The organism is Bradyrhizobium daqingense, assembly GCF_021044685.1.
Taxonomy (GTDB): Bacteria; Pseudomonadota; Alphaproteobacteria; order Rhizobiales; family Xanthobacteraceae; genus Bradyrhizobium; species Bradyrhizobium daqingense.
In genome coordinates, this window is record NZ_CP088014.1 from 5,183,594 (window position 1) to 5,197,192 (window position 13,599).

Sequence of the window (13,599 nt, forward strand, 5' to 3'; positions counted from 1 at the left end):
AGTGATCTGATTGGAACCCCGGAATTTCGACGGGGATGCCGACCGTCCGCGGTCGGCTGGGGCTAAGCAGACGGGGCGGGTGCTGGTCATCGGCCCCTACTTGCGAGTGCGCGCGGCAAGTTCCGATGCGCAATCGGAGAGTTACGTCTTGCGCGACGCCGAGGCCCGGCTCGATGAAGCCGCAGGTCTCGCGCGCGCGATCGATCTCGTCATCGCGGACGCGATCATCGCACCAATCAGCCAGATCCGGCCCGCCACCTATATCGGCAAGGGCAAGGTCGAGGAGATGGCCGGGCTCATCAAGAGTCTCGAGGTCGAGCTCGTCGTGATGGATTGCGCGCTGGCGCCGATCCAGCAGCGCAATCTCGAGAAGGAGCTGCATGCCAAGGTGCTCGATCGCACCGGGCTCATCCTGGAAATCTTCGGCCGCCGCGCCAAGACCAGGGAAGGCTCGCTCCAGGTCGAGCTCGCGCATCTCAACTACCAGCGCTCGCGCCTGGTGCGGTCATGGACCCACCTCGAACGCCAGCGCGGCGGCTTCGGCTTCATGGGCGGTCCCGGCGAGACGCAGATCGAGGCCGATCGCCGCCTGATCCAGGAGCGCATCTCCAAGCTCGAGGGCGAGCTGAAGAAGGTGCAGGCGACTCGACGTCTGCATCGTGCCGGACGCCAGCGTGTGCCGTATCGCGTCGTTGCGCTGGTGGGCTACACCAATGCCGGCAAGTCGACGCTGTTCAACCGCCTGACGCGCGCCGACGTGCAGGCCGCCGACATGCTGTTCGCCACGCTCGATCCGACCTTGCGCGCACTCACTTTGCCGCATGGCGGCAAGGCGATGCTGTCGGACACGGTCGGCTTCATCTCCAATTTGCCGACCCAGCTCGTCGCCGCCTTCCGCGCCACGCTGGAGGAGGTGCTGGAGGCTGACGTCATCCTGCATGTGCGCGACATCTCCCATGAGGATGCCGAGGCGCAGCAAAGCGACGTCGACGCCGTGCTGCGCCAGCTCGGCATCAATCCCGACGATTCCGGTCGCATCATCGAGGTCTGGAACAAGATCGACCGTTATGACGCCGAACAACGCGAAGAGCTTCTGAACATTGCCGCACGCCGGCCGGAAGATCACCCGGCGATGCTGGTCTCCGCCGTCACGGGCGAGGGCATCGGCGCGCTGCTTGCCGCAATCGAGGAGCGGTTAGCGGCCAAGCGCACCACGCTCGATCTCTCCATCGACGCCGCCGACGGCGCCGGCATCAGCTGGCTGCATCGAAATTCCGAGGTGCTGGCGAAAGAGCTGCACGACGGCCGCTTCGACATGACCGTGCGAGTGGACGAGACCAAGCGGGACATCGTGGTGTCGAGGTTTGATGCGGTGCCGCATCTGTCGGAAACATAGCGGCTGCCGTCCAACGAAGGCCGGGACGACAGCAGAGTTATCGGCGAGCTTCCCAGCGCCCCTCTGCCGCCCGCTTCTCATCACCCTTCGCTGCATTCCAGAGCGCGTCCATCTCTTCCAGCGACGCCTGTTCGAGTGTGCGACCCTTGGCCTCCAGCGCGCGCTCGATATAGGCAAACCGCCGCTCGAACTTGGCGTTGGTCGCGCGCAATGCCGCTTCCGGATCGGCATCGACATGGCGGGCGAGGTTGACCAGCGCGAACATCAGGTCGCCGGTTTCTTCGGCAAGCTCCTGCTTGTCGTTGCGATCAAGTGCGGCCTCGATCTCGTCGGCTTCCTCGCGGATTTTTTGCAAGACCGCGCGCGGGTCGTTCCAGTCGAAGCCGACGGTGGAGGCCTTCCGCTGCAGCTCCATGGCGCGGGTGAGCGCGGGCTGGCCTGCCTTCACGCCTGACAGCAGCGATTTGTGGGATGGCGCTTCCTCCGGCGGCCGGCGCGCGGCACGCTCGGCCTTTTCCTCGGCCTTGATGCGGTCCCAGACTTCCTTGACGTGATGCGAGGCGAGATTTCCGTCCTTGTCGGCGAAGACGTGCGGATGGCGCCGGATCATCTTCCGGGTGATGGCGTCGACCACGTCGCCGAACGCAAAGGCGTTCTGCTCGGAGGCCATCTGGGCGTGGAACACGACCTGGAGCAGCAGGTCGCCGAGCTCCTCTCTGAGATCGTCGAGATCGCCGCGGGTGATGGCGTCCACCACCTCATAGGCTTCCTCGATCGTGTAGGGCGCGATCGTCGCAAAATTCTGCTCGAGGTCCCAGGGGCAGCCGGTCACCGGCGTGCGCAGCGCCGCCATGATCTCGATCAGGCGGGAAATATCGCGGGAAGGGGTCATTGCGGGCCGTTCTCCTGGGGCTCCAGCCTTATGCCAAAAGCGGGCCGTCGATCCCAGCCTAGCTGTGCGGAACAGTCCGGTTTCCACCGATTGGCGGGCCGCCCCCACGGTGCTAAAGCGCGGGCCATGAACGACGCATTTTCATCAGAGACCGCGCTGGTGCTGTTCTCCGGCGGCCAGGATTCCACCACCTGCCTCGCCTGGGCGCTCAGCCGCTTCGCGCGAGTGGAGACGCTGGGGTTCGAATATGGCCAGCGCCATGCCATCGAGCTCGCCTGCCGCGACCGCCTTGTCGACGGCATCAAGAGCCTTCGCGAGGATTGGGCTGAAAAGCTCGGCGAAAGCCATACGCTGTCGATCCCGACGCTGGCCGCCGTCTCCGAAACGGCGCTGACCCGCGACGTCGCGATCGCGATGGGCGCCGACGGCCTGCCCAACACCTTCGTGCCCGGTCGCAACCTGGTGTTCCTGACCTTCGCCGCGGCGCTGGCGTATCGACGCGGCATCACCCACATCGTCGGCGGCATGTGCGAGACCGATTATTCCGGCTATCCCGATTGCCGCGACGACACCATCCGCGCCATGCAGGCGGCGCTCTCGCTCGGAATGGCCAGGACGTTCGCGCTGCATACGCCCTTGATGTGGATCGACAAGGCCGCGACCTGGAAACTGGCGCAGGACCTCGGCGGAGAGGGACTGGTCGACCTCATCCGCGAGCAGTCGCACACCTGCTATCTCGGTGAGCGCGGCGCGCAGCATGATTGGGGCTATGGCTGCGGCGAGTGCCCGGCCTGCAGCCTGCGGGCGAAGGGGTGGCGGGAGTTCGTGGCGGAACGCAAATAGCGCTCCGATCTCCGCTGTCATTCCCCGCGAACGCGGGGAATCCAGTACGCCGCGGCTTCTCCGTATCTCACAAACGTCTCTGGAATACTGGATCACCCGCCTTCGCGGGTGATGACAGCAGTGTTTGGGGAAACGGTGCCCGCAACGCGCAGGTGGTTATCAAGCAAAATCCTCGTCCCGCAGCTCGATCGGCTTGCCGTGGGGCGTGCGATCGGCGGCGTGGTCCCATGCGTCGCGGTAGCGGTGCAGGGTCTCCTTGGAGGCGACGCCCTTGCGAGCGACGAGGCCTTCCAGCGTGGCGAGCCAGTGCAGATAGTAGGTCTCGCCGGTGTCAGGGTCGCCCGCGGCTTGCGCGCGCTTGATCTCGTCGGCCAAGGCGGCGGCCCATTCCGGCCAGGTGAACACGCCGCGTTCGTGCAGCGTCAGCGCCATTGCGAACGCGTGGGCCTCCCAGGGCGCGCGGAACACCGGGCCGTCGTCATCGCGCGGAATGCTGGGAATGGCGGCGGTCGCAGCCGCAGCAGCGCTCCCACTCATCACGCCGGGTCCAGGTAGGGCTCGAACGCGTCGATCGAGACCTTCAAGGTCGGATCGCCATCCTCACCCCAGAGATCACGGCCCTCAAACACGACCGTGTAGAGCCATTGCGGGTTCTCGCCGAGCTCCACCGCCGCGGTGTCGGGAAATACGTGACAGCCATGGTTGAGCTCGACCACGCCGACATGGCCGCGGACATAGCGCGGCAGCCGCGTATGCGTGGCCGGATGAATGTTCCTGGCACGCACGCGATCGCCGATGTTGAATTTCGCCGGGGCCGGGGCAGGGCGGGCGAACTGGCCGCGCACCATGATGCGCTCGACATTGGCGCGATCGAACTTGCCGTGCTTGAGCGCCTTTCCCGGCTGCATCGCATGGCCGGCGGCGACCTCCTCGCGCGTGAGATAGCCCTTCTCGATCAGCATCTCCTCGAGCCCGAGGAACCATTTCTTGTAATAGGAGCTCGACAGATAGACGTGCGGCGGCAGCGTCTCGCGATAGAAGCGCGAGGTGTCGATGTTGAAGGCGCCGGCCGCGCCCATCGCACGCACCATGGCCAGAACGCGGGACTCCCACTCCTCGTGGAACATCGGCTCGTTCGGCTCGGGCTCGACTTTGCCGAACCCATCCATGCCGCCCATGTCGTGCACGCCGTTCACGATGGCGCTCCCGGCGTCTTCGGGAAACCGGTGCCGATCATGGAATCCCGCGTGACCAGCTCGGCGAGCTGCTCCTCGCTCCAGCCCTCCGTGCCTGCGGGGCGCATCGGCAGCACCAGGAAGCGCGTCTCGGCCGTGGAATCCCACACCCGGATTTCGATGTCCTTCGGCACGGTGACGCCGAAATCGGCGAGCACGCCCCGCGGGTCCTTGACCGCGCGTGAGCGGTAGGGTGCGGCCTTGTACCAGACCGGCGGCAGTCCGAGCATTTCCCAGGGGTAGCAGGAGCACAGCGTGCACACGACCATGTTGTGGCGCTCCGGCGTATTCTCGACCACGACGAGGTGGTCGCCGACGCGGCTGACATGGCCGAGCGTGCCGATCGCCTTGCTGCCGTCCTCCAGTAGCGCCCGCTTGAACGCCGGATCGGTCCACGCTTTCGCGACGACGCGCGCGCCGTTGTGCGGGCCGATCTTGGTCTCGTAGGCCTGGATGATGGCGTCGAGCGCGGCCGGCTCGACATAGCCTTTTTCGGTCAGGATCGTCTCGAGCGCGCGCACGCGCAGCTCGGTGTCCGACAGCTCGGAATGATCGTGATCGTGATGATGATGGTCGTGATCGTGGCTCATGACGGCGAAGATAGGCGCAATGGCCCGGACCTGTCGAGTACGCGTTGCGGCGCGTCCGGGTCCCATATTCGTGAGGTCGGTTGTAGGTTAGCATCGCCGCAAAAGCGATGAGGAGACACTGGTGACGGACTACGTGAAGATCGAGAAGGGCCTCGGGCCCGAGGGACGGATTGCGGTGGTGCGGTTCGATCGCGGCGACGGCATCAACGCGCTATCACCTGAGGCGATGCGGCAGCTGACCGCAGCGGCGCGCAGCTTCGAGGACGACGCCGAGACATCGGTCGTGGTCCTGACCGGCAGCTCGGGTGCATTCAGCGCCGGCTTCGACCTCAAGGACGCCGAAGGGCGCTCGCGCAAGGAGATGGATCTCGGCGCGCTGCGGCGGCATCTCAAGCTTGGGCCGCGCCTGACGCACGCCTGGCAAGAGATGGAGCAGATCACGATCGCGGCGATCGAGGGCTTTTGCGTCGGCGGCGGAGTCGCGCTGGCGGTGGCGCTCGACTTCCGCGTCATGGGACGCAATGCGCATCTGCGCGTGCCCGAGATCGGGCTCGGCATGAACATGAGCTGGCAGAGCATCCCACGCATGCTGCATCTGATGGGTCCGGCGCGCACCAAGCAGGCGGTGATCCTGGCCGATCAGCGCATCAGCGCGGATGAAGCCTATGAATGGCGGCTGGTGGAGCAGGTGGTCGATCCCGGCCATGCCTTCGAGGCCGCGATGGATCTCGCCCGCAAGGTCGCCGCGCAGCCGCCGCTCTCGGTGGCCATGACCAAGCTCACCGTCAACCGGCTGACGCATGCGCTGGACGACCTCGCCAGCCACATGGACGTCGATCAGTTCGCGCTCGCTGGCTTCAGCGAGGACCACAAGGAGGGCGTCGAGGCTTTCCTGACGCGCCGCAAGCCGCGGTTCAAGGGGCGGTAGCCCACGGCGTTGTCGAAGTCGGGCAGATGAATTTTCTTGAGCTGGGGGCGATTGGGAAAACTTCGTCCATCTCCCTGCAAATATCTGAAATTGCAAGAAAGACTGGAAAAGGCAATGGTGCGTGCTGCGGTGCAGCGCGTCGCTCGCTTGAGGCGGTTTGCTGTTGTTCCACTTCCCAGTCGCCGATGCGACGGGCTCTGGTTTGCCTTCCGGGCAGCCGAGAGAACTATTGTGCATGAAGGCCGTCTCCATGAACGCTCACCAATCGCTTGCCGTCGGACAGCCGATTGCGCCGCCTGAACCTATTTCACCTGTCGCGCCGGAACCGGACGCGATGGTCCGTTTCGACGGGATCTCAAAGACCTATCCCGCCTACCGCGGCAAGCCCGGCGTCAACGCGCTACAGAATATCGACTTTGCCATACCGCGCGGTTCCATCACCGGCGTGATCGGCCGCTCGGGCGCAGGCAAATCGAGCTTCGTCCGGTTGATCAACGGGCTGGAGAAGCCGACCACGGGCCGCGTCATCGTCGACGGCCGCGATATCTCGGCTCTGGCGGGCCGCGAGCTGCGCCTGGCGCAGCGCTCGATCGGCATGATCTTCCAGCATTTCAACCTGCTGTCGTCGCGCACCGCCGCCGACAACATCGCGCTGCCGCTCGAGATCGCCGGCTGGTCCAGAGCCGACATCAAGACGCGCGTCGCCGAGCTGCTCGCGCTCGTCGGCATCGCCGACAAGCATGATCGTTATCCCTCGGAACTCTCGGGCGGCCAGAAGCAGCGCGTCGGCATCGCGCGGGCGCTGGCGACGCGGCCGAGCGTGCTGCTGTCGGACGAGGCGACCTCGGCGCTCGATCCGCAGACCACGCGCGCGATCCTCGATCTGCTCGCGAACATCAACCGTGAGCTGGGGGTAACCATCGTGCTAATCACCCACGAAATGTCCGTGGTGCGCCAGCTTGCGAAGGAGGTTGTCGTGCTCGATGCCGGCCGCGTGGTCGAGAGCGGCCATGTCGCCGACATCTTCACCCATCCGAAGCACCCGATCACCCAGTCTTTCCTCGCCGAAGTGATTGGCGACAGCCTGCCGGTCTCGCTGGCAAGCCGAATCGTGCCGGAGCCCGTCGTGGGCGGGCAGACCGTGATCCGCATTCAGGTGCGCGGGGAAGGGGCCGGCGACACGGTGGTGGCGCGGCTCGCCCGTAAGCTTGGCCTCGACATCGCGCTGCTCGCGGCGCGCATCGACGAGATCGGCGGCCAGCACGTCGGCTCGCTCGTTCTTGGCATTCCCGGCGGCGAGGACGCGGTGACGCGCACGCTCGCCTGGCTCTCTCAATATCAATTCTCGGCGGAGCGTCTCGGCCATGTCGCCTGAACTCATCAATTTGATCGTCCAGGCCACCGGCGAAAGCCTGTACATGGTCGGTATCGCGGCGCTGCTCGGCACCACCTTCGGCCTGCCGCTCGGCGTCTTTCTCGCCACCAGCCGCAAGGGCGAGCTGTTTGCGGCTCCCTTCGTCAATCGCGTGCTGGGCATCGTCGTCAATGCCACGCGGTCCACGCCCTTCATCATCCTGGTCGTCGCCATCATCCCGTTCACGCGGCTGATTGCCGGCACCTCGATCGGCTCGACGGCGGCGATCGTACCCCTGGTCATTGCATCGACGCCGTTCATCGCGCGCCTGGTCGAGGCGGCGATCCGCGAGGTCGATGGCGGCCTGATCGAGACCGCGTCCTCATTCGGCGCCTCTCCGATCCAGATCGTGCTCAAGGTGTTGATCCCGGAGGCCCTGCCGGGCCTGCTGCTGGCGCTGACGCTCGCCGTGGTCAGCCTGCTCGGCTATTCCGCGATGGTCGGCGCCGTCGGAGGCGGCGGGCTCGGCGACCTCGGCATCCGCTATGGCTATCAGCGCTTCATGCCGGAAATGATGCTGGCCGTCGTGGTCGTGCTGATCGCGCTGGTGCAGATCGTGCAGAGCGCGGGCGATTATCTGGCGCGCCGGGTCAACCGCCGGCTGCGGCATCGCTGAACCGAATTTTTCGAAACTGGAGACATCAATGCGTTTCATCGCAACCCTTGCGGCTGCAGCCTTGCTTGCGGCCAATGCCCACGCCGAAACCATCCGCGTCGGCGTGACCGCCGGCCCGCATGCCGAGATCCTCGACGTCGTGAAGAAGGTCGGAGCCGAGCGCGGCATCGACATCAAGGTGGTCGAGTTCACCGACTACGTGATTCCGAACCAGGCGCTGGCGCTTAGGGATCTCGAGGCCAACTCGTTCCAGCACGAGCCGTACCTGAAGAACCAGATCTCCAAGACAGGCTGGAAGATCGTCAAGGTCGCCAACACGATCGGCTCGCCGCAGGGCGTTTATTCGCAGAAGTACAAGAAGCTCGCGGACCTGCCCGAAGGCGCCCGCGTCGCCATCGCCAACGACCCGTCCAACGGCGCCCGCGGCCTGATGATCCTGGCGCTGCACGGCGTGATCAAGCTGAAGGACCCGAACAACGTCTCCTCGACCATCGCTGACATCACCGACAACCCGAAGAAGCTGCGCTTCGTCGAGCTCGATGCCGCCCAGCTTCCGCGCGCGCTGCAGGACGTCGACCTCGTCTCGATCAACAACAATTACGCCGTGCAGGCCGGTCTCAATCCGGCGACCGACGCGATCGCGCGCGAAAACCCGGACGGCCCCTGGGTCAACATCCTCGCTGTCCGCGAAGAGGACAAGGACAAGCCGTGGGTGAAGCAGCTGATCGCAGTCTACCACTCCGATCCCGTGAAGGCGTTTCTGGAGACGCGCTTCAAGGGGACCTACCTGCCGACCTGGTAAAGGCGAGCGGCGCGCCTCAGGCCGCACACCTCGCGCGCCGCAACGTCTGCGAGGGCAACTCGCAGAAGTGGCGCTTGTAGTCGCGCGAGAACTGGCTGAAGTGCCAGAAGCCGTGCTGTACGGCGACGTCGTAGACGGAGGCATCCGTGCCGCCGGCACGCTTCAGGTCGCGCCGTACGCGGTTGAGCCGCATTGCGCGCCAATAGTGCATCGGGCTCGTGCCCAGCACCTCCTGGAAGCAATAGCCTAGCTTGCGCGGGCTGGCGCCGACCGCCTGGCAGACCTCCAGCAGCGAGAGCGTCCGCTCGCCGCTGCCGTGCATCAGCTCCCGCGCGCGATCGACGGTGCGCTTGCGCCCCGCGGCGCTGCGGCTGGGATAGCTTGGGCGTGCGGTCGGCAACATCTCCATGATTTCGACGAGCAGGGCGTCTTCCAGCGCCTGCCGGACGGCGGGGGCGTCGAATCGTTCGGGCGCCGTCGCGATGGTCTCGTGGATCGCGGCAAGATGAGCTCGCAATCGCAAGACCGGCGCCTGCGCCATCTCGATCACCCGCAACTGATGCCAGACCCCGCGCGGCAGCTCGATATCGAATCGAGCCGCGAGATCCTTTATCAGCGCCGAACTAGCGATGACGCCGCGCAGCTCGAACGATCTCGGGGTGCACATGTCGACCTCGGCGTCGATGCAGGCAATCACCTGGGCGCCTGCAACGCTGGCGCCGTTGCAATTGATCTCGCCGTCACCGGGCCAGGGCAGAGCAATGCCGAAACTGTCGGCTCCCAACTGGCCGTATTGGCGGACCTGCTGGCTGGTGATCTCGCGGAAGATTTCGAGCCGGGGCAGGGAGAGTTGCGTGAAACTGCCGCTGAAGGCGCCGGCGCTGATCTGGTCGTAGCTCAGCCGCCAGCGGCCGAGCGAAGCGCAGTGCTCGTCGACATCGCTACTGCTCGCCTGAAGCAGATTGTGAGCTGAGTCCAGAGTCGGAAGAACTTCACTTAAGGCCATGACGATACGTCAAATTCCCCGCTCGAGCAGCCAGCAAGAACCACGCCAGACTGGCACGCCCACGGACGCTGTCCAGCAAAATATTGCCGGATCTCGATAACGCCGGCCGGAGCCTTCAATGCAGTCTTCCGCCCCGGTGCTCCCGACATAGGGTCGGGGCCGCTTCGCGGAGGGATCGAGATGCGACCGACCGAGATCATGCGGGGCAGCCCGCCCGCGTCCGAGGCGCAGGTGACGCGCGCGAACTGGCGCAGCTTTCCCGCGATCCGCTGGGGCTTCACCCACACCCGGGAGGTGCTGCCGACCGCTGAGGTCCGCCGCTCGGCTAGTCCGACGCCGATGCGCAGCGCGCCGCGCGAATTGTCTAAGCTCGGCTTCACGGCGCCGGATGGCCAGCCGACGACAGTCGAGGCCACGCTGCGCGAGACCTTCGGCGATGCGCTGCTCGTCATGCACCGGGGCACGCTGATCCACGAATGGTACGGTGACGGCATGAGCGCGACCACGCCGCACCTGATCTGCTCCATCAGCAAATCGATCGCGGGAACGCTCGGCGGCATTCTGGCCGCGCGCGGCTTGCTCGATCTCGAGGCGAGGGTGGTGCGCTACGTGCCGGAGCTGGAGAGTTCGGTCTATGGCGGCTGCACCGTCCGCAACGTTCTCGACATGGCGGTCGCCATCAAGTTCGAGGAGGACTACGAGGATCCCGCCGGCGACGTCGCGCGCTACCGTTTCTCCTCGGGCTGGGACGTGCCGCCTCCGGGTGTCGAGGCCAGTCACCAGCGGGCTTATCTCACCACGTTGCGTGGGACAGGCAAGCCGCACGGCAAGGTGTTCCACTACGTCTCGACCAATACCGAGGTACTCGGCTGGGTCTATGAGCGCGCCTGCGGCATGCCCTACCATCACATCCTCTCCGAATATCTCTGGCAGCCGATGGGGGCGGAGGAAGACGGCTCGCTCACGCTCGACAGCCACGGCATGGGCCGCATCGCCGGTGGCCTTTCGGTCACCGCGCGCGATCTCGTTCGCTTCGGCGAGATGATCCGTTGCCGCGGCGTGGTCGAGGGGCGGCAGGTGGTGCCAGGCTGGTGGATCGACGACATCCACGAGAACGGCGATCCCAAGGCCTGGGCCGATGGAGACCTCGCCGAGATCTTTCCGGGCGCCCGCTACCGCAGCAAATGGTACACCATGGATCCTTCGCGCAACGATCTCGCCGGGATCGGCATCCATGGTCAGTGGCTCTATATCGACGCGGCCTCCGACACCGTCATCGTCAAGCTCGCCACGCAGCCGAAGGCGATGGACGTGCCGCTTGACCATCGCTGGCTCGCCGCCTTCCGCGCCATCAACGCGCATGTCGCCCCGCGCTGAACGGACACCCCATGCTCGACGCCGCCGAAGCCCAGTCACCCGCACAAGCCACCCGACCACATCCGCTCGATCCGCTGACGATCGAGGAAATCCGCGCAGCCTGCACGTTGGTGCGTGCAGCGGCGACCTCGCCGGAGAACTGCCGCTTCCCGACAGTGCGGCTGGAAGAGCCGACCAAGCAGGAGCTGGCCGCAGGTGGAGCCGGGCGCCATGCCTTCGTGCTGACACTGGATGTAACCACGGGCGAAGCTATCGAGCACGTCGTCAATCTCGGCCGTAGCGAGATCGTGACGCGCAAGATCATCCCGAACCGCGAAGCGCCCTATGGCCAGCCGCCGGTGATGCTGGAGGAGTTCTTCAAGTGCGAGGCCGTGGTGAAGGCCGATGCCGGCTGGCGCGCGGCGATGCGGCGGCGCGGCCTCAGCGACAAGGAAATCGAGCTCGTCCAGGTCGACCCGTTCTCCTCAGGCTTCTTCGACAAGGAGTTCGAGCGCGGCGCACGTATCGTGCGCGCGGTCAGCTATTTTCGCGAGCATCCCCAGGACAACGGTTATGCGCACCCGATCGAGGGTGTCGTCGCCGTCGTCGACCTCATCGGCGGCAAGGTCATCGACCTCACCGACGAAGATCCCATCGTGCCGATCCCGCGCAAGAAGCGGAACTACGGCGCGCACGAGGTTGCGAACCCGCGCACCGACATCAAGCCGCTGCACATCGAGCAGCCCGAGGGCGCGAGCTTTCGCGTCGAGGGCTGGAAGGTCGATTGGCAGAAATGGAGCTTCCGCATCGGCTTCACGCCGCGCGAAGGGCTGGTGCTGCATCAACTCGCCTACCAGGACGGCCCGCGCAAGCGTTCCCTGATCCATCGCGCCAGCGTCACCGAGATGGTGGTGCCTTACGCCGATCCGACCGCGAACCATTTCTGGAAGTCGGCGTTCGATGCCGGCGAATACGGCCTTGGCATGCTCGCGAACGCACTCGAACTCGGCTGCGACTGTCTCGGCAACATTCACTATTTCGATGTGCCGGCCGCGGACAGCAAGGGCGAGCCTTTCGTCATGCAGAACGCCATCTGCATGCACGAGGAAGACTACGGCATCGCCTGGAAGCACTACGAGTTTCGCAACGGCCTGTTCGAGGTCCGCCGTTCGCGGCGGCTGGTGATCTCATTCTTCGCGACGGTCGGCAATTACGACTATGGCTTCTACTGGTATCTCTACCAGGACGGCACGATCCAGCTGGAGACCAAGCTCACCGGCATCATCCAGACCGCCGCCGTGCCATCAGGCGAAAAATACAAATGGGGCGGCATGGTCGACGACAATCTGGGCGGACCGACCCACCAGCACTTCTTCAACGTCCGCCTGCACATGGATCTCGATGGCGGCGGCAACACCGTGACCGAGCACGATTTCGTGCCGCGGCCCTGGGGCGATGACAATCCGCATGGCAACGTGTTCGACACCACAACGCGGGTGCTGTCGCGCGAGCGTGGCGCGGCGGGAATCGCCAAGGGCGAAACCGGCCGGTTCTGGAAGATCAGCAATCCCAACGAGACTAATTCGGTCGGCAATGCGCCGGCCTACAAGCTCGTCGTCAATCCGTCTCCGCTGATGCTGGCGCAGGAAGGCAGCTACGTGCACAAGCGCGGCGGCTTCGCGACCAAGCACGTCTGGGTGACGGCATTCGATCCCGCCGAGAAGTATGCGAGCGGCGATTACCCCAATGTCCATGCCGGCGGCGACGGCCTGCCGCGTTATGCCGCGCAGGACCGCAACATCGAGAATGCCGATATCGTGGTGTGGCACTCCTTCGGCCACACCCATGTCTGCAAGCCCGAGGATTTTCCGATCATGCCGGTCGAATATGCCGGCTTCGTGCTGAAGCCGACCGGCTTCTTCGCCGCCAACGCGGCCGGCGACATCCCGCCCGAGCGCAACAGCCGCAGCGTGCTGGCGGGCGGGAGTCATGCTGCCGGCGAATCGTGCTGCGGCGCCGCCTAGCCATAGGTCCGCGATAACAACGATCATTTCTGATCGTTGCCGACAAGCGAGCGAGTATTTCTATCTAGAAGCATTCCAAACGCACGATCATGGCGAGAATTGCAATCGCTGCGCGCGTACATTCGGCTGCGCAGCGCCGAACGGATTCATTCGCCATGAGTGAATTGGTCGCGCACGCTGCGCACATCTCTGGAGAAATTCTAACGTTGTTCCTATCGCCCTGCGAAACCGCCTGAGTTAGGGCGGGGCATCAAGAATGGTACCGGCGAAGCCGGCAGTGCGTGGGGCTTTACGAGACGTGACAAACTTCCAATTTCCTTCGCGTGGCGACACGCATCGTCAGCGAATCCAGGTGATGTTCTTCGGTGCGGTCAGCACATTTGCTGTCGCCGTGCCCTTCAGTTCCGCGCAAGCCCAGACGCAGATTCCTGCCGTCACCGTGGAAGCGCCGGCGCAACGCGCCCGTCCGGCGGCCATTGCCTCCTCGCGGAGGTCGG

At 65.2% G+C, this 13,599-nt stretch carries 13 protein-coding genes; 8 read left to right on the forward strand and 5 right to left on the reverse strand.

Annotated elements, in window-relative coordinates; translation table 11 throughout:
- Positions 1 to 10 precede the first annotated feature (10 nt).
- Positions 11 to 1,396: a GTPase HflX gene (gene hflX / locus LPJ38_RS24520; protein WP_167520479.1), complete on the forward strand. Its 1,386-nt coding sequence runs from the start codon at positions 11 to 13 to the stop codon at positions 1,394 to 1,396.
- A 37-nt stretch (positions 1,397 to 1,433) separates the two neighbouring features.
- Here hflX and mazG read toward each other — a convergent pair whose 3' ends face one another.
- Positions 1,434 to 2,288, reverse strand: a complete 855-nt coding sequence (gene mazG / locus LPJ38_RS24525) for a nucleoside triphosphate pyrophosphohydrolase (protein WP_145633632.1) — start codon at positions 2,286 to 2,288, stop codon at positions 1,434 to 1,436.
- Between the two features lie 126 nt (positions 2,289 to 2,414).
- On the opposite strand from mazG, the gene queC reads away from it, so the two are divergent.
- Complete coding sequence (queC, locus tag LPJ38_RS24530) at positions 2,415 to 3,131, forward strand: 7-cyano-7-deazaguanine synthase QueC (RefSeq protein WP_145633635.1); 717 nt, start codon at positions 2,415 to 2,417, stop codon at positions 3,129 to 3,131.
- Between the two features lie 159 nt (positions 3,132 to 3,290).
- Here the strand turns inward: queC and LPJ38_RS24535 are convergent, their stop codons facing one another.
- The 3 genes from LPJ38_RS24535 to nthA are packed head-to-tail and all read right to left on the reverse strand — an operon-like array spanning position 3,291 to position 4,956.
- Positions 3,291 to 3,668 (reverse strand): nitrile hydratase accessory protein, encoded by a 378-nt coding sequence (locus LPJ38_RS24535; RefSeq protein WP_167520480.1) that lies wholly within the window; start codon positions 3,666 to 3,668, stop codon positions 3,291 to 3,293.
- Positions 3,668 to 4,327 (reverse strand): nitrile hydratase subunit beta, encoded by a 660-nt coding sequence (gene nthB, locus LPJ38_RS24540; protein ID WP_145633641.1) that lies wholly within the window; start codon positions 4,325 to 4,327, stop codon positions 3,668 to 3,670. The genes LPJ38_RS24535 and nthB overlap by 1 nt, the downstream gene beginning before the upstream one ends.
- The gene (nthA, locus tag LPJ38_RS24545; protein ID WP_145633644.1) at positions 4,324 to 4,956 is read right to left on the reverse strand and encodes a nitrile hydratase subunit alpha; all 633 of its coding nucleotides are present in this window, start codon (positions 4,954 to 4,956) and stop codon (positions 4,324 to 4,326) included. Before nthA ends, nthB begins: the two co-directional genes overlap by 4 nt.
- Positions 4,957 to 5,077: 121 nt before the next feature.
- Between nthA and LPJ38_RS24550 the strand changes: the two genes are divergently transcribed.
- The 4 genes from LPJ38_RS24550 to LPJ38_RS24565 all read left to right on the forward strand — a co-directional run bounded on the left by LPJ38_RS24550 (position 5,078) and on the right by LPJ38_RS24565 (position 8,716).
- Positions 5,078 to 5,884 carry an enoyl-CoA hydratase/isomerase family protein gene (locus LPJ38_RS24550; protein WP_145633647.1) on the forward strand — a complete coding sequence of 269 codons (807 nt, stop codon included), beginning with the start codon at positions 5,078 to 5,080 and terminating at the stop codon, positions 5,882 to 5,884.
- A gap of 235 nt (positions 5,885 to 6,119) precedes the next feature.
- Positions 6,120 to 7,259 (forward strand): methionine ABC transporter ATP-binding protein, encoded by a 1,140-nt coding sequence (locus tag LPJ38_RS24555; RefSeq protein WP_208750549.1) that lies wholly within the window; start codon positions 6,120 to 6,122, stop codon positions 7,257 to 7,259.
- A complete protein-coding gene (locus tag LPJ38_RS24560; protein ID WP_145633653.1) occupies positions 7,249 to 7,914 on the forward strand; it encodes a methionine ABC transporter permease in 666 nt (221 codons plus the stop codon). The genes LPJ38_RS24555 and LPJ38_RS24560 overlap by 11 nt, the downstream gene beginning before the upstream one ends.
- A 28-nt stretch (positions 7,915 to 7,942) precedes the next feature.
- A complete protein-coding gene (locus LPJ38_RS24565) occupies positions 7,943 to 8,716 on the forward strand; it encodes a MetQ/NlpA family ABC transporter substrate-binding protein (protein ID WP_145633655.1) in 774 nt (257 codons plus the stop codon).
- Positions 8,717 to 8,732: 16 nt separating this feature from the next.
- On the opposite strand, the gene LPJ38_RS24570 is transcribed toward LPJ38_RS24565, so the two are convergent.
- Positions 8,733 to 9,722 (reverse strand): helix-turn-helix domain-containing protein, encoded by a 990-nt coding sequence (locus LPJ38_RS24570; protein WP_145633658.1) that lies wholly within the window; start codon positions 9,720 to 9,722, stop codon positions 8,733 to 8,735.
- A 180-nt stretch (positions 9,723 to 9,902) separates the two neighbouring features.
- On the opposite strand from LPJ38_RS24570, the gene LPJ38_RS24575 reads away from it, so the two are divergent.
- Together LPJ38_RS24575 and LPJ38_RS24580 are read left to right on the forward strand one after the other, a co-directional pair.
- Positions 9,903 to 11,099 carry a serine hydrolase domain-containing protein gene (locus tag LPJ38_RS24575; RefSeq protein WP_145633661.1) on the forward strand — a complete coding sequence of 399 codons (1,197 nt, stop codon included), beginning with the start codon at positions 9,903 to 9,905 and terminating at the stop codon, positions 11,097 to 11,099.
- 11 nt (positions 11,100 to 11,110) lie between these two features.
- Positions 11,111 to 13,102 carry a primary-amine oxidase gene (locus LPJ38_RS24580; protein ID WP_145633663.1) on the forward strand — a complete coding sequence of 664 codons (1,992 nt, stop codon included), beginning with the start codon at positions 11,111 to 11,113 and terminating at the stop codon, positions 13,100 to 13,102.
- The last annotated feature ends 497 nt before the right edge of the window (positions 13,103 to 13,599 follow it).